This is a genomic window from Dactylosporangium sp. NPDC000521 (assembly GCF_042898305.1).
In the GTDB taxonomy this organism is placed as follows: Bacteria; Actinomycetota; Actinomycetes; order Mycobacteriales; family Micromonosporaceae; genus Dactylosporangium.
The window spans coordinates 853687-871638 of record NZ_JBIAYW010000002.1 but is presented as its reverse complement, the minus strand read 5'-3'; the positions used below and the strand labels follow the sequence as shown (position 1 = coordinate 871638).

Here is a 17952-nt window from a genome sequence, read left to right as displayed (position 1 = left end):
GTGCGCATACGTTCGCGATCTTGCAGCCGCGGTGCCCCAGAATCACGACACCGCGGCGGCAAACCCAAACGATCTACGACAAATGCGCCTCGACCTGCACCGAGCTGCCTGCCGGGGCGACCGGCAGGACGCCGCCCTCGACGGGCGTGCCGTCGACGACGAGCGAGCACGAGGTCGCCGAGACGCCGGGCTCCTTGTGGACGGTGATGTGATACGTGGCACCACGGAACCTTCGTACCGCCGAGAAACCCGACCAGGAGGAGGGGATGACCGGCGCGATCCGGAGGCCGGACAGCTCCGGCCGGATGCCCAGGATCCACTGCGTCACGGCCGCGTAGTTCCACGCGGCGGTCCCGGTCAGCCAGGAGTTCTTCGCCTCGCCGTGGGTGGGCGCGTCACGACCGGCGATCATCTGCGCGTAGACGTACGGCTCGCAGCGGTGCAGGTCGCCGAGCTCCTCGCGGGCCGACGGGTTGATCCGCTTGTAGTAGTCGAACGCGCCGTCGCCGTTGCCGACCATCGTCTCGGCGACCATGAGCCACGGGTTCGTGTGGCAGAAGATCCCGCCGTTCTCCTTGTAGCCCGGCGGGTACGAGGAGATCTCGCCGAGCTCGATGCGGTACGACGAGTACGCCGGCTGCTGCAGCACGATGCCGTGCGGGGTGGCGAGCCGCTCACGGACGCTGGCCAGGGCGCGCACGGCGGTGCCGTCGTCCAGGCCGACGCCGCCCATGATGCACATGCCCTGCGGCTCGATGAAGATCTGCCCCTCGTCGTTGGAGGCGGAGCCGATGACGTTGCCGTGGAAGTCGTACGCGCGGCGGAACCACGCACCGTCCCAGCCGTGCTCGGCGATCGAGCCGGTCATCTTCTCCGCGACGGTCAGGTACGCCGCCGGGTCGTCGCCCTGCGACGGGGCCAGCCCGGCGAGCTCCCGGGCGGCGAGGACAAACTGGCCGGCGATGAACACCGACTCCGCCACGCCGCCGGTGGCGTTCTCCGTGGTCTGGAACGGCTCGCCAGGCGTGTCGGAGAAGCAGTTGAGGTTGAGGCAGTCGTTCCAGTCGGCCCGGCCGATCAGCGGGAGGCCGTGCGGCCCGAGGCGTTCGGTGGTGTACCGCAACGACAACTGAAGGTGCTGGTACAGGGTCTGCTCGCTGCCGGGCGCGTTGTCGAAGGGCACCGGCTCGGACAGGATGCCCCAGTCGCCGCTCTCCTTGATGTACGCCGAGACGCCGAGGATGAGCCACAGCGGGTCGTCGTTGAAGCCGGACCCGATGTCGTTGTTCCCGCGCTTCGTCAGCGGCTGGTACTGGTGGTACGCGCCACCGGTCGGCAGCTGGGTCGCGGCGATGTCGAGGATCCGCTCGCGGGCCCGCTCCGGGATCATGTGGACGAAGCCGAGCAGGTCCTGGTTCGAGTCGCGGAAGCCCATCCCGCGGCCGATCCCCGACTCGTACAGCGAGGTCGACCGGCTCATGTTGAACGTGACCATGTTCTGGTACGCGTTCCAGATGTTCACCATGCGGTCGGTGTCGGCGTCCGGGGTCTGCACCTGCAGCCCGCCGAGCAGCTCCTCCCAGCGCGCGGCGAGCGCGGCGAAGCCCGCGTCGACGGTCTCCTGGCTGAGCCATTCGGAGATCTTGGCCTGCGCGCCGGCCTTGTTGATGGTCTGCGAGCCGGGCGGGTCGAACTTCGCGTCGCGGGGGTTCTCCCAGTACCCGAGGACGAACCCGATCTCGCGGGTCTCCCCCGGCTCGAGGGTGAGCTTCACGTGGTGCGACCCGTGCGGCTGCCAGCCGTGGGCGATCGAGTCGCCGGACTCGCCGCGCTCGACGACGAGGGGCCGGTCCCAGGAGCGGTAGGGGCCGAGGAACGCCTCCCGCGCGGTGTCGAAGCCGGCGAGCGGCTCGCTGCACGCGAAGTAGGCGAAGTGGTCGCGGCGCTCCCGGTACTCCGTCTTGTGGTAGATGACGCCGTCGACGACCTCGACCTGGCCGGTGTTGAAGTTGCGCTGGTAGTTGGTGGCGTCGTCCTGCGCGTCCCACAGGCAGAACTCGATCGACGAGAACGCCGACAGCGACACGGCCGTGTCGCGCTCATTGGTGACCTTGAGCCGCCACACCTCGAGGGTCTCCCCCAGCGGCACGAAGTAGAGCGTTTCGGCCTTGATCCCGCGGTACCGGGAGGCGACGCGCGTGTAGGACAGCCCGTGCCGGCACTCGTAGTCGTCGAGCTCGGTCTGCGTCGGCTGCCACGTGGGCGACCAGAAGGAGTCCTCGTCGCGCAGGTAGATGTACCGGCCGCCGAGGTCCATCGGCGCGTTGTTGTACCGGTAGCGGGTCAGCCGGCGCAGCCGGGCGTCGCGGTAGAACGAGTAGCCGCCGGCGGTGTTGGAGATGATGCCGAAGTACGCCTCGGTGCCGAGGTAGTTGATCCAGGGCAGCGGGGTGTCTGGTCGGTCGATGACGTACTCGCGGCGTTCGTCGTCGAAGTGGCCGAAGCGCACGGTGTGCCTCCTGCTGGGGGGATAGAGACTGCGCTGCTTCAGGCGGACTCGCGGACCACGAGGTGCGTGTCGAGCACAGTCGAGTGGGCCGGCCCGCCGGCGATGCGGGCCAGCAGGAGCCTGGCCATCTCGCGCCCCATGCCCTCCACCGACTGGTGCACCGTGGTGAGCGGCGGCTGGGTCTGCCGGGCCACGGCGGAGTCCTCGAACCCGACCACGGCCACGTCGGCGGGCACCCGGCGGCCCAGCTCACGCAGGGCGCGGATGGCGCCGGCGGCCATCAGGTCGGAGGCGGCGAAGACGGCGTCGAGACCGGGGTTGAGATGGATGAGGCGGTGCATCGCGTCGGCCCCGCTCGCCTCGCTGAAGTCGCCGTACGCGATGAGTCGCTGATCGTGCGGGAGGGACGCCAGGCGCAGCGCCTCCCGGTAGCCACGGAGGCGGGCGATGCCCACCGCCATGTCCTGCGGGCCGGCGATCACCGCGATGCAGTGGCGACCGAGGCCGATGAGGTGCTCGACGGCGGTGCGAGCGCCGCCCTCGTTGTCGTTGTCGACGTAGGCGACCTCGTTGTCGCCCCCGCCCGCCTGCTCGATCTCGAGCATGTGCGCCGGCCGCCCACCGAGGACGGTCGGCAGCCCCCGCTTGCCGAGCAGGGCCGGGAGCGGGTCGTCGTCGTGCAGCGAGAGCAGCAGCACGCCGTCCACGTGCTGGTCGGACAGGTGCCGCTCGACCATGAGCCGCTGCGACGGCGACTGCGCCATCGCGAGCCACAGCTGCAGGGACGTGTCGGCCAGGACGTTGCTGACGCCGCGGACGATGCCGGCGAAGAACGGCTCGCCGAAGACCCGCTCCTCCGACTCGGACACCACGAGGGCGACCGAGTCGGTGCGGCGGGTGACGAGGGCCCGGGCGGCCCGGTTGGGCACGTATCCGAGCTCTTCGACGGCGCGGGCGACGGCGGCGCGGGCCTCCGGGCTGACCTGCGGCGAGCCGTTGATCACCCGGGAGACCGTGCCGCGCCCGACGCCGGCGCGCGCGGCCACCTCGTCCAGCGTCGGGCGGCGCACGTTACTCGCCGAGGCCGTTGTGCTTGATGACCTCGCGGAACCGGTGGCCGCTGGCCTTGACCGTGCGCTGCTGTGTGTCATAGTCGACCCGGATCATGCCGAACCGCTTGGTGTAACCCCACGCCCACTCGAAGTTGTCCAGCAGCGACCAGGCGAAGTAGCCGCTCAGCGGTGCGCCGGCCGTGATCGCGTCGTGGCAGGCCCGGAAGTGCGCGTCGAAGTAGGCGACCCGGTCGCTATCCTCCACCGTACCCTCGTCGGTGACGGTGTCGATGTACGCGGCACCGTTCTCCGTGATGTACAGCGGGACCGCCGGGTAGTCACGGGCGACGCGGGTCAGCGTCTCGGTGAGGCCCGGGGCGTCGACCTCCCAGCCCATGTCGGTGACGGGGACGCCGGGCCGCTTGAGGAACCGGACGGTCTCGCTGCCGGGCCACGACGTCGGTGCCCGCCAGTAGGGCTCGGCGGGGACGTCGGGGTCCTCGCCGGCCACCACGTGCCGGCTGTAGTAGTTGATGCCCAGCAGGTCCAGCGGCTGCGCGATCTGCTTGAGGTCGCCGTCGCGGACGAAGCCGAAGTCGCTGATCTGCGCGAGATCCGCGACGACGTCGGCGGGGTACGAGCCGAGCAGCACCGGGTCGAGGAAGATCCGGTTGGCGAGCCCGTCGATGCGCCGGGCGGCGTCGAGGTCCCCGGCCTTCGTCTCGTCGGCCGCGGAGATCGCGTACAGGTTGAGCGTGATGCCGAGCTGAGCGGTGGGGTCCACGGCGCGGATCGACTCGATCGCCCGGCCGTGGCCGAGGAGCAGGTGGTGCATGGCGGCCAGGGCGTCGGGCGCGTGCTGGCGGCCCGGCGCGTGGACGCCGGACGCGTAGCCGAGGAACGCCGAGCACCAGGGCTCGTTGAAGGTCGTCCAGTGGCGGACCCGGTCGCCGAGCGCGCCGTGCACGAGCGTGGCGTAGTCGGCGAACCGGGCCGCGGTGTCGCGGGCGGGCCAGCCGCCCGCGTCTTCCAGCTCCTGGGGCAGATCCCAGTGGTACAGCGTCACCCAGGGGGTGATGTCGTGCGCCAGCAGCTCGTCGACGAGCCGCCGGTAGAAGTCCAGGCCCTTGGCGTTGGCCGGCCCCGACCCGCCCGGCTGGACGCGCGGCCACGCGATGGAGAACCGGTAGGCGTTGATGCCCAGGTCCTTCATCAGCCCCACGTCCTCGCGGAAGCGGTGGTAATGATCGCAGGCCACGTCGCCGGTGTCCCCGCCCAGCGTCTTGCCCGGGGTGTGGCTGAACGTGTCCCAGATCGAGGGGGTGCGGCCGTCCTCCTGGACGGCCCCCTCGATCTGGTACGACGCGGTCGCCGCACCCCACACGAAACCGGGTGGGAACGTCAGCGGGTCGATGCTGGTCACGCCTTGACCGAACCTTCCATGATGCCGCCGATGATCTGACGGCCGAATGCGATGAACACCAGGAGCAGCGGCACGATCGCAAGAGCTGTCCCGGTAAAGACTTGCACGTAGTCGGTCTTGTAGTAACCGGTCGCGAGGATGTTCAGTGAAACTTGCACGGTCGGGGTGTCGCCGTTGAGCACGACATAGGGCCAGAGGAAGTCGTTCCAGGTCTCCATGAACGTGAGCAGACCCAGCACCGCCGCCGCCGGGCGCAGCGCGGGCAGCACGACGCTCCAGTAGGTCCGCCACGTCGAGGCGCCGTCGACGCGGGCGGCCTCGATGAGCTCGTCGCTGATCGCGGACTCCGCGTACTGCCGGATCATGAACACGCCGAAGCCCTTGACGAGGAACGGCACGATGACCGCCTGCAGGGTGTTCGTCCAGTCGAACTTCACCATCAGCAGGTACAGCGGGATGATGTTGACCTGGGTCGGGATCATCATCGTGAGGATGATGATCAGCAGCAGGGCGTTCTTCCCGCGGAACTTGAGCTTCGCGAAGGCGAAGCCGGCGAGCGTGGAGAAGAACACCACCGAGATGGTCACGCACGACGACACGATCGCCGAGTTGATCAGGCCGTAGACGAAGTTGGCGTCGGTGTTCTCCAGCACGCGCGATGCGTTGTCGAAGAAGTTCGGGCCGGGCGTGAGCGGCGGCGGGATGTCGGTGACCGCGCTGTTGTCCCGCGAGGCCACGATGAAGGACCACAGGATCGGGAAGACCGACAGCACGATCGTGATGATCAGCGCGAGGTACGTCAGCGGGCTCGCGTCCCACAGCGCGGACGAGGCGCTGCGGATCTTGCCCTTCTTCCCCGGTGGTGGCGTGCCCGGCACGCTCCGAGGCCTTGTCATGGTCGTGCTCATGAGGTCTGCCCCTTGACGGATCGGCGCACCAGAGCGAAGTTGATCAGTGCGAAGATCAGGATGATCACGAACAGCAGCCAGGAGATCGCGGCGCCGCGGCCCACGTTGTAGTTGTTCGTGAACGTGGTCTCGTAGATGTACATCGCGACGGTCTGGAACTCGTTGAGCGAGCCACCCTGGATGCGGCCGTAGTTGAACAGCAGCGGCTCGGTGAACAGCTGCATGCCGCCGATCGTCGAGATGATCACGGTGAAGAGGATCGTCGGCTGGATGAGCGGCACGGTGATCCGCCAGAACCGGCGGGCCGCGGACGCGCCGTCCAGCGACGCCGACTCGTACAGCTCCTTCGGGATCGCCTGCATCGCCGCCAGGTAGATGAGGGCGTTGTAGCCGGTCCAGCGCCAGTCGACCATGAACGCGATCGCGGTCCACGACGACCAGCGGTGGTTGCGCCACTCGACGGGGTCCAGGTGCAGGCTCTGCAGCAGCCAGTTCGCCAGGCCGTACCGGTCGGCGAAGATCAGGCCGAAGACGATGCCGACGGCGGCGACCGAGGTGATGTTGGGGATGAGGACACCCATGCGGATCGCGGTGCGGGCCCGCATCTTCTTGTTGAGCCAGCTCGCGATGAGCAGCGCGAAGATGAGCTGCGGCACGGTCGCGACGATGAACAGGCCGAACGTGTTGAAGATGACGATCCAGAAGTGCTCGTCCCAGAGGACCTTGCGGTAGTTCTCGAGCCCGACGAAGCCCGCGTCGCCACCCGTCAGGGTGTTCTTCCGGGTCGACAGGATGGCCGTGTAGACCAGCGGGTACGCGCCGAACACCGCGAACAGCACGAAGAACGGCGCGACGAACAGATACGGCGAGAGTCGCAGGTCGAGCCGCCCGACCCGCACGGAGCGCCGCGACGCTGGTTTCGGTGGCCCGGCGGGGGCGCGCCCGTGGCGAGGCCCGGTGACCTCGCCGACGTTGGTAGCCATGGGGGGTGGATCCCTTCCGATCAACGGGCTATGTGGAGGACGGAGGCGGCGTCAGGTTCGACGCCGCCTCCGCCGTCAACGTTGCGGATCAGCCTTCGGCGAGTGCCTTGCTGTCCTTGATGGCCTTGTCCCAGCCCGCCTGGGCGCTCAGCTTGCCCTGCTCGGCGGCCTGCATGGCCGGCTCGAACCCGTTCTCCCACAGCGCCTGGTGCTTCGGGCCGAGGTAGATCGGCTTGAGCTCCTTCGCGGCGGCGGCGTAGATCTTGCCGACGGGCGCGTTGTTGAAGTAGTCGTTCTTCGCCTCGGTGATCTTCGGGTCGTCCAGCGCGGCGATCGACGAGGGCAGCGGGCCCGCCTCGGCGAACGCGTCCAGGCCACCCTGCTTGCCGGTGATGAACTTGATCAGCTCGAAGGCCTGCTTCTTGTGCTTGCTCTGCTCCGGGACCGCGAGGTAGGAGCCGCCCCAGTTGCCACCCTTACCGGGGATGGTCGCGATGTCCCACTTGTTCTTGCCGGCGTCGCCGGCGCGCTCTTTGATGACACCCGTGTACCACGGCGGGCACGGAACGGTCGCGAACGCGGCGTTCTTGAACGCGGCGTCCCAGTCCGCCTGCCAGCGGGCGAGCTTGGCGGTCAGGCCCTTGGCGGCCATGTCCATGCCCAGGTCGTAGGCGTCCTTGACGGCCTTGTTGGTGTCACCGATGTACTTGTCGCTCTTGTCGTAGAACCAGCTGTCGGCGTTCTGCATGATGTACGGCTGCATGACGCTCGTCGCCGAGTCGGTCCAGGCGGCGCCGGTGTTCTTCGACTTGAAGATCTCGCCCTGCTTGACGTACTCCTGCCAGGTCGGCCACAGCTTGCTGACCGCGTCGCGGTCAACCGGCAGGCCGGCCTTCTGGAAGAGGTCGGTGCGGTAGCACATGGCGAGCGGGCCGACGTCGGTGCCGAGACCGACGAGCTTCTTGCCGTCCGCGGTGAAGGCGTTCTTCCACTTGAAGGACAGGTAGTCCTTCTCCAGCGACGCCGCACCCAGGTCCAGCAGGTTGGCGAAGCCCTTGTTGTCCTTCAGGTACTGCAGCAGCATGCCCTCTTCGAGCATGACCACGTCACTCGCGCCACTGCCGGCGGAGATCCACTGGGCGAGCTTCGGAGCGAAGTCCTTGGTCTGGCCTTCGTTCTTCACGTCGACCTTGATGTTCGGGTTGGCGGCCTCGAAGTCCTTGACCGCCTGGTTGAAGCCGGGCGTGCCGAAGTAGGACAGCGAGATGGTGACCGGGCCCGTGCCGTCGGCGCTGGGCTCGTCGTCCTTCTTGGCGCTGCATGCGGTGGTCATACCGAGGGTAAGACCCACGGTGAGCGCGGCCGCGGCGATCGAACGCAGACGGCGTGAGGTGACGCTCATCCTGACCCCTCTCTCAGGTCGTGATGGGTGTGTGGTGGGGGTGTGATGCATCGACGGCGGACCCGGGTGTGAAGTCCGTCGTTCGGGTGTCGCGGGTATGGCGGGCCGAGCATTTGAGTGGCCCCGTGGCCGTGGGGTGTGTCACCGGCCACAGCCACGGGAGCGCTCCCATGAGACTGGCGCCTCGTCCGCCAGGTGTCAATGGGGCAGTGGGAGCGTTCCCATTTCGTTACCGCAAGATTTCAGGCGGTGGTTTTGTCCGCCTTTACCGCGACATGGCGGCTTCCGAAGCGGCAATTTCAGCGACGGGGATCAATCCGGGCGCGCCGACGCCATTCATTGACGGGAGTCGCCGCATGGCAGTTCCATGAAAGAGCCACGGATCGATGCTATCGATCGATGGTCGTCGGGCTATGTCATGCGGCGCAGGAGGGTGCTCACCCGAGCGGGATCGAAGGCCGTCGGATCGAAGGAGCGGCCGAGCCACTCGCGCATCGTGGCGTGGTCCGGGTGGGCCGGGTCGGCGAGGACGGCGAGGAGGTCGCGGTAGCCGTCGGGCCCGCCCACGTCGTCGGGCGGGCAGGCGCGCTCGCCGGCGGTGCACACCGGGTAGGCCGTGTCCGGGTCGGCGGGGAACACGTCCTCGACCGTCAGCTCGTGCTCCCACCAGTCGCCGAAGTCGTAGGTGTACCGCAGCCGGGCGTCCTTCCGCGCGACCGCGTCCAGGCGGGTGTCGAGCTCGTCGCGGACGTCGAGCAGGCCGTCGGGGTCGGGCACGCCGTACTGGACGCCCTCGACGTCGAAGACGTGCAGGTGACGGTCGCCCCAGCCCATCGCGAACTGCACGACGCGGTGGACGCGGTCGAGGGTGAAGCCGCCCGGGATGAGGACCCGTCGCCACACGGTGGGCTCGACGCCGTCGAGCGTGATGCGGAGTTGGATGATCGCGCGCGCCATGGTGCAGTCATTGTTGACCGAGGCGGTATGGCGGCGCACGCTGAAGTGATGATCTGTCCTGCGTGTCGGGAGAAACGGCACGCCGACTGCCCGGGCGGCAACCGGTGCGACTGCCAGCACCGCGAGCCGGCGCCGACCCCTCCCGTCACGGGCGCGCCGGGGCCCTAAGGTTGGCTGGTGCAGCAGCTGTACCCGCATCCGGGAGACGTCGACCAGGCAACGCTCATCGACCTGTACGCGCCGCCGCCGGAGCCCTCCGTCAGGGTGAACTTCGTCGCGAGCCTGGACGGCGCGGGGACGCTCGACGGCAGGTCCGCGGGCCTGTCGGGGGTGGAGGACAAGCGGGTCTTCGGGATCCTGCGGATGCGCTGCGACGCGCTGCTCGTCGGCGCCGGCACGGTCCGCGACGAGGGTTACCGTGCGTTGCGCCTGGACGAGGAGCGGCGGCGGTGGCGCCTGGAGCACGGGCTGAGCGAGTATCCGACCCTGGTCATCGTCTCCGGCCGGGGGGACCTCGACCCCGCGCAGCCCGCCCTCGCCGACGCGCCGGTCAAGCCGGTCGTCGTCACGAGGAACCGGACGGACACGGAGCATCTCGAACCGGTGGCGAACGTCCTCCGGGCCGGTGACGACCACGTCGACCTGGTCGCGGCGCTCGGACGCCTCCGGGCGGACGGCTACGCCCAGATCCTCAGCGAGGGCGGGCCGCGGCTGTTCGGGTCGCTCACCGCGGCGGGCCTCGTCGACGAGCTGTGCCTGACGGTGTCGCCGTTGCTCACCGGCCCCGGAGCGGGCAGGATCACCGCCGGACCCCTGGCACCGACCCCGGAACACCTCACGCTGCGTCACGCACTGCTGGCCGATGGTCAGCTACTGCTGCGGTACGGGCGCTGAAGCGAATTCCACACCGCCGTCCACAGGCCTGTGGACAAGTGTCCCCAACCTGTGGACACGTGACTGGTTTGCGCCTGTTTCGCGGCAGTTTGGCCGTGTGAACGAACGTGAACGCATCCACAGGTGGGCGTGGTGGCTTCGATCCGCCGGTGGTCTTGGGGCACGATGCACAGGCGAACACATGTACTGGGGGTCGACCGGATGGACGTTACGGACGAGACGAAGGACGGGCCGGTCGTCGGCCGGGTCCTCGGCACCGCCGACGCGACCCCGCTCACGTTCTGGGTCGCCGTGAACGACGACGCCTACCTCCAGCTCGACGACGTCGTCGTCACCGAGCGTGAGCTCCCCGGCCAGCCGCCGGTGAAGATCGCCGGCGTGGTGACCGCGGTCCGGGCCCGGCACGAGGGCGTCGTGTTCGACTCCGACGTGTTCCTCGTCGCCGACGGCACGCTGCCGGCGACGGTGCAGGAGGCGGCCGAGATCACCACGACCCGCGTCGATCCCGAGGTGTACGTCCCGCCGACCCCCGGCGCCGTCGTGCACCGCGCGCAGGGCGACGCGCGGGCCGGCGCGCTCTACTTCGACCGGATGGACCGCACGATCCCGATGGGCTTCGGCCGGGACGGCGCCGCGATGTTCCTCAACGCGGACTTCCTCGACGGCAGCCGCGGCGCCCACGTGTCGATCTCCGGCATCTCCGGGGTGGCGACGAAGACGAGCTTCGCCACGTTCCTGCTCTACTCGGTCTTCCGGTCCGGTGTCCTGGGCGGCGCCGGCGAGACCGCCAACACCCGCGCGCTCATCTTCAACGTCAAGGGCGAGGACCTGCTGTTCCTCGACCACCCCAACAGCCGGCTCGACGAGGCGACGGAGGCCGGCTACGCGCGGCTCGGGCTGGTCGCCGGCCCGTTCCCCGACGTGCGGGTCTACGCGCCGCCGCGGGCCGGCGACTCGTCCGGCACGCCGGACGTCAGCAGCCGGCTGACGGGGGTCGACAGCTTCTACTGGACGCTGCAGGAGTTCTGCACGGACCGCCTGCTGCCGTACGTGTTCGCCGACGCTGACGACGAGCGCCAGCAGTACACGATGGTCGTCCACTCGGTCACGGCCCACCTGGCGCGCGTCGCGCAGCCCGCCGAGGGCGGCGTCGCGGTCGACGGCACCCGGCTCAACTCGTACGCCGACCTCGTCGACTACCTGGTGGAGCAGCTCAACGACGACGCGACCCGCGGCCAGTGGGCGGGCAGCGCGGTCGGGCTCGGCACGGTCAACGCGTTCGCCCGCCGGCTGATCGGCAGCAAGAAGGACCTGTCCCGGCTGATCCGCGGCGACCTCGCCACCCGCCGGCCGCACGCGGTCAACACCGCCGAGAGCGCCCAGGTGACCGTGGTCGACCTGCACAACCTGCCGGACCGGGCGCAGCGCTTCGTGGTCGGCGTGACGCTGCGCAGCGAGTTCGAGCGCAAGGAGAAGGCGGGCACGGCGAAGCCGCTGCTGTTCGTGGTGCTCGACGAGCTCAACAAGTACGCGCCGCGGGAGGGCACCAGCCCGATCAAGGAGGTGCTGCTCGACATCGCCGAGCGCGGGCGGTCCCTGGGTGTCGTGCTGATCGGCGCGCAGCAGACGGCGAGCGAGGTCGAGCGGCGCATCGTGGCCAACTCCGCGATCCGGGTCGTGGGCCGGCTCGACCCCGCGGAGGCGTCCCGGCCGGAGTACGGGTTCCTGCCCCCGGCCCAGCGCCAGCGGGCCCTGCTCGCCAAGCCCGGCACCATGTTCGTGTCGCAGCCGGAGATCCCGGTGCCGCTGTGCATCGAGTTCCCGTTCCCGTCCTGGGCGACCCGGCCCGCGGAGGCGGGCGCCGCGCCGAGCGCGACGCTGCGGTCGATCGCGCAGGCCAACGACTCGTTCGCGGTCGTCGCCAGGGTCGGCGGCGGCATCACCGACGACGAGATCCCCTTCTAGCCACTGCGAAAGGACTGCACCGGTGCGGATCCTGCACACCTCGGACTGGCACGTCGGCAAGGTCCTCAAAGGACAGTCGCGGGCCAACGACCACATCGCGGCCCTCAAGGCACTCGTCGACGTGGCCGAGGCCGAGCAGCCCGACCTGGTGATCGTCGCCGGGGACCTGTACGACTCCGCGAGCCCGCCCGCCGACGCCACGAAGATCGTCACGCGGGGGCTGTCGGCGCTGCGCAAGACGGGCGCGGACGTCGTCGTCATCGGCGGCAACCACGACAACGGCCAGGCCCTCGACGCGCTCCGGCCGTGGGCGGACGCGGCCGGCATCACCATCCGCGGCGCCCTCACGAAGCCCGAGGAGCTGCTGCTTCCGGGGCGGACGAGGGACGGCGAGGAGTGGCGGCTCGCCGCGCTGCCGTTCGTGTCCCAGCGGTACGCGCTGCGGGCGGCGGAGATGTTCGACCTCAGCGCGGCGGAGAGCGCGCAGAGCTACGCGCACCACATCGGCGGCCTGCTCGCCACCCTCGCCAAGGGGTTCGGGCGCGACACCGTCAACCTGATCACCGGGCACCTCACGGTCATCGGCGCGACGATGGGCGGCGGCGAGCGCGAGGCGCACACCATCATGGGCTACGCCGTGCCCGCGTCGGTCTTCCCGTCCTCGGCGCACTACGTCGCGCTCGGCCACCTGCACCGGGCGCAGACCGTCAACGGGCCCTGCCCGATCCGCTACTGCGGCAGCCCGCTGCCGATCGACTTCGGCGAGGAGGAGAACTTCTCCGCCGTCGCGGTCGTCGACGTGACCACCAGCACCGCGGCGCGGGTCCGCGAGGTTCCCCTGCCGGTCGCGACCCCCTTGCGGACGGTCCGTGGCACGCTCGCCCAGCTGGCCACCCTGGACACCGGTGAGGCGTGGCTGCGGGTGTACGTGTCGGAGCAGCCCCGGGCGGGGCTTCGCGAGGAGGTCCAGGAGCTGCTGCCGAAGGCCCTGGAGGTGCGCATCGACCCGAAGCTGCTGCCCGACCCGAAGGCCGCCGAGCGGGCCGCGGCGCGCGCCGGCCGGTCCGCGGGCGAGCTGTTCGCCGACTACCTCGGCCAGAAGGGCCACGCCGACGACGCCACGGTCAAGCTGTTCCACCAGCTGCACGACGAGGTTCAGGAAACGAGGAACTGATGCGGCCCATCCGGTTGGACATGGACGGGTTCACCGTCTTCCGGCGGCCGACGACCGTCGACTTCACCGACACGGACTTCTTCGCGCTCGTCGGGCCGACCGGCTCCGGCAAGTCGACGATCCTCGACGCGATCACGTTCGCGCTCTACGGCACCGTCCCCCGCTGGGGCGACCGGCGGGCCATCGCCAACGCGCTCGCCCCGTCGGCGACCGAGGCGAGGGTGCGGTTCGTGTTCGAGTCCGCGGGCGTGCGCTACGTCCTCGCCCGGGTCGTGCGCCGCGACGGCAAGGGCGCGGTCAGCACGAAGCACGCCGGCCTGGAGGCGCTCCCGCACGGCTTCGACCTGTCGCGCTTCGACAGCGGGATCAGCGCCGAGGACATGGGCACCGTGCTCGCCGGCACGCCCATGGAGGTCGACCTGGCGGTGCAGACCGTGATCGGGCTGCCCTACGAGCAGTTCACCAAGTGCGTGGTGCTGCCGCAGGGCGAGTTCGCGGCGTTCCTGCACGCCAAGCCGGCCGAGCGGCAGAAGATCCTGGTCAATCTGCTGGGCCTCGACGTGTACGGGCAGATCCGCGAGCGGGCGAACCTGCGGGGCAGCGCCGCCGACGCGAAGCTGAAGGTGCTCGGCGAGCAGCTGAGCGGCTTGTCCGATGTCGACGACGCGGCCCTCGCCGCGGCGGTCGCGAGGGCGGAGACGCTCCGGGCGCTCGCCGGCGACGTCGACCGGATCGGACCGCAGCTGGCCGACGCGGCGAAGCTCGCCGTCGCCGCGTCGGAGGCGCTCACCGACCTGGACACCGACATCGACCGGCTGACCCGGCTTCGGGTGCCGGCCGACGCGGGCACCCTGGCTGCGGGCGCGGCAAAGGCCCGGGCCGCGGTCGCCGCCGCCGCCGACGCGGTCCGGGCCGTGGAGGAGCGGGAAGAGAAGCTGCGCGGCGAGCTGCAGGCCGCCGGCGACCAGACCGCGCTGCGGCGGCTGCTCGACGCGCACGCCGAGCGGGACCGGCTCGCCGGCGAGGCCACCACCGTCCACGCGACCGTCGCGGCGGCCGAGCAGGAGCACGCGAAGGCCACCGCCGCGCTGGGGGTGGCCCGTACCAAGGCGAGCGACGCGATGGGAGCGCTGGAGGCGGCCAGGGAGGCCTACCAGACCGCGGTCGCCGTCGACCGGGCCACCGCGCTGCGGCCGCACCTGCGGGTCGGCGACGAGTGCCCGGTGTGCACCCAGACCGTGCGGACCCTGCCGGAGACGCCGCTCGAGCCGGCGGTCGCGGCGGCCAAGGCGGCCGGCGACGCCGCCCGCAAGCGCAGCGACGCCGCCGAACGGGTCGTCGCCGACCAGGACAAGATCGTGCGCGACCTCGACCGGGGGCTGGCCGCGGCGCGGGCGCACGCCGAGCAGGTCGACGCCCGGCTGTCCACACTGGACAAGGCGCTGGACGGCGCGCCTGCGCCCGACGCCCTGCGCCGCGACCTCGACACGATCGCGAAGCTCCACAGTGGACTGGAGCAGGCCGGCGCCGAGGTCCGCAAGGCCCGCGAGGCGCACCGCAGGGCCGCCGGCGCCGCCGACCGGGCCGAGGACCAGCTGCGCGCGGCGTGGAAGGCGTTCGACGCGGCCCGCGACGCGCTCGCGGCGTTCGGCCCGCCGCCCGCGGACCGCGACGACCTCGCCGACGCGTGGGCGGCGCTGACCGGCTGGGCCGGCACCGCCGCCGGCGAACGGCAGGCGCGCCGCCCCGCGGCCGCCGAGGCGGTCCAGGACGCCGAGGCGCGGGTCACCGCGGTCCGTCACGAGCTGCGGGCGCTCTTCGCCGACGCGGGGCTGCCCGCGCCCGGCACCGACCCGGCCCGCGAGGCCGCCGTCGCCGTGGAGCGGGCCGAGGCGGCGCACCGGCGGATCGAGGAGCGGCGCGCCGAGGCCGCCAAGCTGACCGCGCAGCGCGACGAGGTCGCGAAGGAGGCACAGGTCGCGAAGGCCCTCGCCCAGCACCTGCGGGCCGACCGCTTCGAGCGGTGGCTGCTCGCCGAGGCCCTCGACACGCTCGTCGACGGCGCGTCGCGGACGCTGCGGGAGCTGTCCGGCGGGCAGTACGACCTCGGTCACGAGAAGGGCGAGTTCTACGTCGTCGACCACCACGACGCCGGCCTGCGGCGCGCGGTGCGGACCCTGTCCGGCGGTGAGACGTTCCAGGCGTCCCTCGCCCTCGCGCTCGCCCTGTCGGAGCAGCTGGCCGGCCTGTCGACGGCGTCGGCGAGCCTCGAGTCGATCGTCCTCGACGAAGGCTTCGGCACCCTCGACCAGTCCACACTGGACACCGTCGCGGCGACCCTGGAGGCCCTTGCCGCGCGCGGCGACCGGATGGTCGGCGTCGTCACCCACGTCGGCGCGCTCGCCGAGCGCATCCCCGTCAGGTTCGAGGTGCGCAGGGACGCGCGCACCGCCCGGGTGGAACGGGTCGGGCTGTGAGGTTCCACGTCGACGCGTGGGACCCGTCGTACGGCGTCGCGTTCGAGGCCCCCGGTGGTCTGGACGGGCCGCAGGCGCAGAGCAGCGCGCAGATCCAGCCTGACGTCGAGCTGCCCGCCCAGGCCTGGCGGGGTGTCGACGCGCCCGCCGGGCTGCGCCCGCCCGGCACGGTCCTCGTCGTCGACGGCGTCCAGCGCATCGACGCGCGGGTCTGGGCCACGGACGACGAGGGCGTCACCCACCCCGGCGTCGCCGCCTCCTACGCGGCCGGGGTCGTGCGCTGCGACCTCGACCGGGGCGCCGCCGCGATCGCCACGACCCGCATCGAGCGCGGCCTGTTCACCCCGTTCGAGCTGGCCCCGCCGCTGGTCGCCGGCGCCATCCGCTATCCGGCGATCCGGGTCTCGCGGGGCGAGCCGAAGGACCTGGCGCTGGGCGTACAGCGGCACATGCGGGCGCTGGAGGTCGGCGTGTCCGGCGAGGAGCGCGACGACGGTGACCTGCTCATCGTCGACGGTCCGCTGCAGGAGCGTGCGCACCTGCCCCGCGCCCTGGGCTACATCAAGACCCACCGCGTCGAGTACCTGCCGGCGGAGCTGACCGCCGTCGTCACCGGGCTGCGCGGCGGCCAGCGCTCCCCCGTGTTCCTCCTGGGCACCTCGTGGCACCGGTTCGCCTGGTACCTGCGGCTGCCGGGGCCGGAAGGGTCGCCGTGGGCGGGCATCGTGCGGGCCGAGTGCTCCGCCGACCTGCCCCCCTCCGAAGCGATCGCCCTCGCCCACCTGTCGGCGGTCACGCTCCCCCGCTTCGCCTCCAGCGCCTACAAGGACCCGCGGGCCCCGCAGAACCTCATCCCGATCGCGGGCCTGGAGCGTAAGCTGCGCGCCATGCTCGGCGACGCCCGCCTCCTGCACCGCGCCCTCGCCCGGGCGGCGTCCCTGCCCCGTTCTTCGCCGCCCCGTCCGGTTTCCTGATGCGGACCTTTGTCGTCCCGGACCGCTACGACCTGGCGGGGACGCTGCGCGGCCTGTGCCTCATCAACGGCGACCCGACGCTGTCCGTCGGTGCGCGCGAGGGCTGGTTCGCCACCCGTACACCCGACGGCCCGGGCACGCTCCAGCTGACGCTGTCGGGTTCCTCCCTGGTCGCGACCGCCTACGGCCCGGGCGCGGACTGGCTGTTGGACCGCGCCGACGCCGTCGCCGGGCTCCGGGACGACGTCACCGGCTTCCTCGAGCTCGCCCGGCAGCACCCGCTCCTGTACCGCCTCGCCCGCGAGCACTCAGGCCTGCGCATCGGCGCGACCGGCCGGGTCTTCCACCACCTGGTCCCGGCCGTCCTCGGCCAGAAGGTCACCGGCAAGGAGGCCCGCGACGGCTACGTGCGCCTCCTGCGCCACTTCAGCACCGACCCCGCCCCCGGCCCGCACCCCCGGCTCCGCCTGCCCCCTCCACCCGACCTGATCGCCGCCGCGCCCTACTGGGTGTTCCACCCGTTCGGCATCGAACAGAAGCGCGCCGACGCCCTGCGCCGGGTCGCCGCCGAAGCGGACCGCCTGGAGCGCTGCGCCACCGCCACCGACGCCGTCACGCGGCTGCTCACCATCCGCGGCATCGGCCCCTGGACCGCCGCCGAGGTCACCCGCGCCGCCTACGGCGACGCCGACGCCGTCTCCGTCGGCGACTACCACATCAAGAACGTCGTGGCCTACGCCCTGACCGGCGCGGCCCGCGGCACCGACGAGCACATGCTGGAGCTGCTCGCCCCGTACGCCGGCCACCGCGGCCGCGTCTGCGGCCTCCTCGCCGCCGCCGGCATCACCGCCCCCAAGTTCGGCCCCCGCATGCCGCTCCGCAACTTCGCCCGCTTCTGAGCTGCACTTCCGCCCCACCGCTGTCGCGGCGGGTCCGGCGGGAATGCTCACCCGACCGCCGTGCTGCCGCCCCACCGCAGCCGCAGCGGACCCCGGCGGGGATCCTCACCCACACCCCAATACGCCGCTCCGCGCGGCACTGCCCGCGCGCGCCCCGCTCCCAGATCCAAGGACCATTCCGGCCGAGCGGGCAGCCAGATCCGTCCTTCGATCACGCCGGCAATCGATCCGCCAACCCCGGTCGACGGTGACAGAGCCCCCGCCCTGAACGCTTCCGGGCTCACCGACACCACCGCCGTGATCCAAGGACCATTCCGGCCACGCGGACAGCCAAA

Annotated in this window: 13 protein-coding genes; 6 read left to right on the top strand and 7 right to left on the bottom strand. The window is 71.2% G+C overall.

The window, feature by feature from the left end; all coding sequences use genetic code 11:
- Positions 1 to 73 precede the first annotated feature (73 nt).
- The 7 genes from ACFY3L_RS09690 to ACFY3L_RS09660 all read right to left on the bottom strand — a co-directional run bounded on the left by ACFY3L_RS09690 (position 74) and on the right by ACFY3L_RS09660 (position 9234).
- Positions 74 to 2509, bottom strand: coding sequence for a GH36-type glycosyl hydrolase domain-containing protein (locus tag ACFY3L_RS09690; protein ID WP_389320780.1), 2436 nt, complete (start codon positions 2507 to 2509; stop codon positions 74 to 76).
- Between the two features lie 38 nt (positions 2510 to 2547).
- Positions 2548 to 3660: a LacI family DNA-binding transcriptional regulator gene (locus ACFY3L_RS09685; RefSeq protein WP_389320777.1), complete on the bottom strand. Its 1113-nt coding sequence runs from the start codon at positions 3658 to 3660 to the stop codon at positions 2548 to 2550.
- Positions 3581 to 4984 carry a GH1 family beta-glucosidase gene (locus tag ACFY3L_RS09680; protein ID WP_389320774.1) on the bottom strand — a complete coding sequence of 468 codons (1404 nt, stop codon included), beginning with the start codon at positions 4982 to 4984 and terminating at the stop codon, positions 3581 to 3583. Before ACFY3L_RS09680 ends, ACFY3L_RS09685 begins: the two co-directional genes overlap by 80 nt.
- Positions 4981 to 5826 (bottom strand): carbohydrate ABC transporter permease, encoded by an 846-nt coding sequence (locus ACFY3L_RS09675; protein WP_389321171.1) that lies wholly within the window; start codon positions 5824 to 5826, stop codon positions 4981 to 4983. The genes ACFY3L_RS09680 and ACFY3L_RS09675 overlap by 4 nt, the downstream gene beginning before the upstream one ends.
- Positions 5827 to 5888: 62 nt before the next feature.
- Entirely contained in the window at positions 5889 to 6875 is a 987-nt protein-coding gene (locus ACFY3L_RS09670) for a sugar ABC transporter permease (RefSeq protein ID WP_363405696.1), read from the bottom strand.
- Between the two features lie 88 nt (positions 6876 to 6963).
- Complete coding sequence (locus ACFY3L_RS09665) at positions 6964 to 8208, bottom strand: extracellular solute-binding protein (protein WP_360558287.1); 1245 nt, start codon at positions 8206 to 8208, stop codon at positions 6964 to 6966.
- A gap of 480 nt (positions 8209 to 8688) precedes the next feature.
- Positions 8689 to 9234, bottom strand: a complete 546-nt coding sequence (locus tag ACFY3L_RS09660; RefSeq protein ID WP_389320771.1) for a plasmid pRiA4b ORF-3 family protein — start codon at positions 9232 to 9234, stop codon at positions 8689 to 8691.
- A 177-nt stretch (positions 9235 to 9411) separates the two neighbouring features.
- Between ACFY3L_RS09660 and ACFY3L_RS09655 the strand changes: the two genes are divergently transcribed.
- From ACFY3L_RS09655 to ACFY3L_RS09630, 6 genes are all read left to right on the top strand, one after another.
- Positions 9412 to 10128: a pyrimidine reductase family protein gene (locus tag ACFY3L_RS09655; RefSeq protein WP_389320768.1), complete on the top strand. Its 717-nt coding sequence runs from the start codon at positions 9412 to 9414 to the stop codon at positions 10126 to 10128.
- Positions 10129 to 10329: 201 nt separating this feature from the next.
- Complete coding sequence (locus tag ACFY3L_RS09650; protein WP_389320766.1) at positions 10330 to 12093, top strand: ATP-binding protein; 1764 nt, start codon at positions 10330 to 10332, stop codon at positions 12091 to 12093.
- Positions 12094 to 12115: 22 nt separating this feature from the next.
- A complete protein-coding gene (locus tag ACFY3L_RS09645; protein WP_389320763.1) occupies positions 12116 to 13267 on the top strand; it encodes an exonuclease SbcCD subunit D in 1152 nt (383 codons plus the stop codon).
- On the top strand, positions 13267 to 15744 hold the full coding sequence (locus ACFY3L_RS09640; RefSeq protein ID WP_389320761.1) for an AAA family ATPase: 2478 nt from the start codon (positions 13267 to 13269) through the stop codon (positions 15742 to 15744). The genes ACFY3L_RS09645 and ACFY3L_RS09640 overlap by 1 nt, the downstream gene beginning before the upstream one ends.
- Positions 15741 to 16718, top strand: coding sequence for a hypothetical protein (locus ACFY3L_RS09635; protein ID WP_389320759.1), 978 nt, complete (start codon positions 15741 to 15743; stop codon positions 16716 to 16718). The genes ACFY3L_RS09640 and ACFY3L_RS09635 overlap by 4 nt, the downstream gene beginning before the upstream one ends.
- Positions 16718 to 17617 (top strand): DNA-3-methyladenine glycosylase family protein, encoded by a 900-nt coding sequence (locus tag ACFY3L_RS09630; RefSeq protein WP_389320756.1) that lies wholly within the window; start codon positions 16718 to 16720, stop codon positions 17615 to 17617. The genes ACFY3L_RS09635 and ACFY3L_RS09630 overlap by 1 nt, the downstream gene beginning before the upstream one ends.
- The last annotated feature ends 335 nt before the right edge of the window (positions 17618 to 17952 follow it).

Excerpts from the sequence above, each read along its gene's own strand:
- ACFY3L_RS09660 (WP_389320771.1), bottom strand. The coding sequence starts at position 9,234 with ATGGCGCGCGCGATCATCCAACTCCGCATCACGCTCGACGGCGTCGAG.
- ACFY3L_RS09640 (WP_389320761.1), top strand. The coding sequence starts at position 13,267 with ATGCGGCCCATCCGGTTGGACATGGACGGGTTCACCGTCTTCCGGCGG.
- ACFY3L_RS09665 (WP_360558287.1), bottom strand. The coding sequence starts at position 8,208 with ATGACCACCGCATGCAGCGCCAAGAAGGACGACGAGCCCAGCGCCGAC.
- ACFY3L_RS09670 (WP_363405696.1), bottom strand. The coding sequence starts at position 6,875 with ATGGCTACCAACGTCGGCGAGGTCACCGGGCCTCGCCACGGGCGCGCC.
- ACFY3L_RS09685 (WP_389320777.1), bottom strand. The coding sequence starts at position 3,660 with ATGACACACAGCAGCGCACGGTCAAGGCCAGCGGCCACCGGTTCCGCG.
- ACFY3L_RS09650 (WP_389320766.1), top strand. The coding sequence starts at position 10,330 with ATGGACGTTACGGACGAGACGAAGGACGGGCCGGTCGTCGGCCGGGTC.
- ACFY3L_RS09630 (WP_389320756.1), top strand. The coding sequence starts at position 16,718 with ATGCGGACCTTTGTCGTCCCGGACCGCTACGACCTGGCGGGGACGCTG.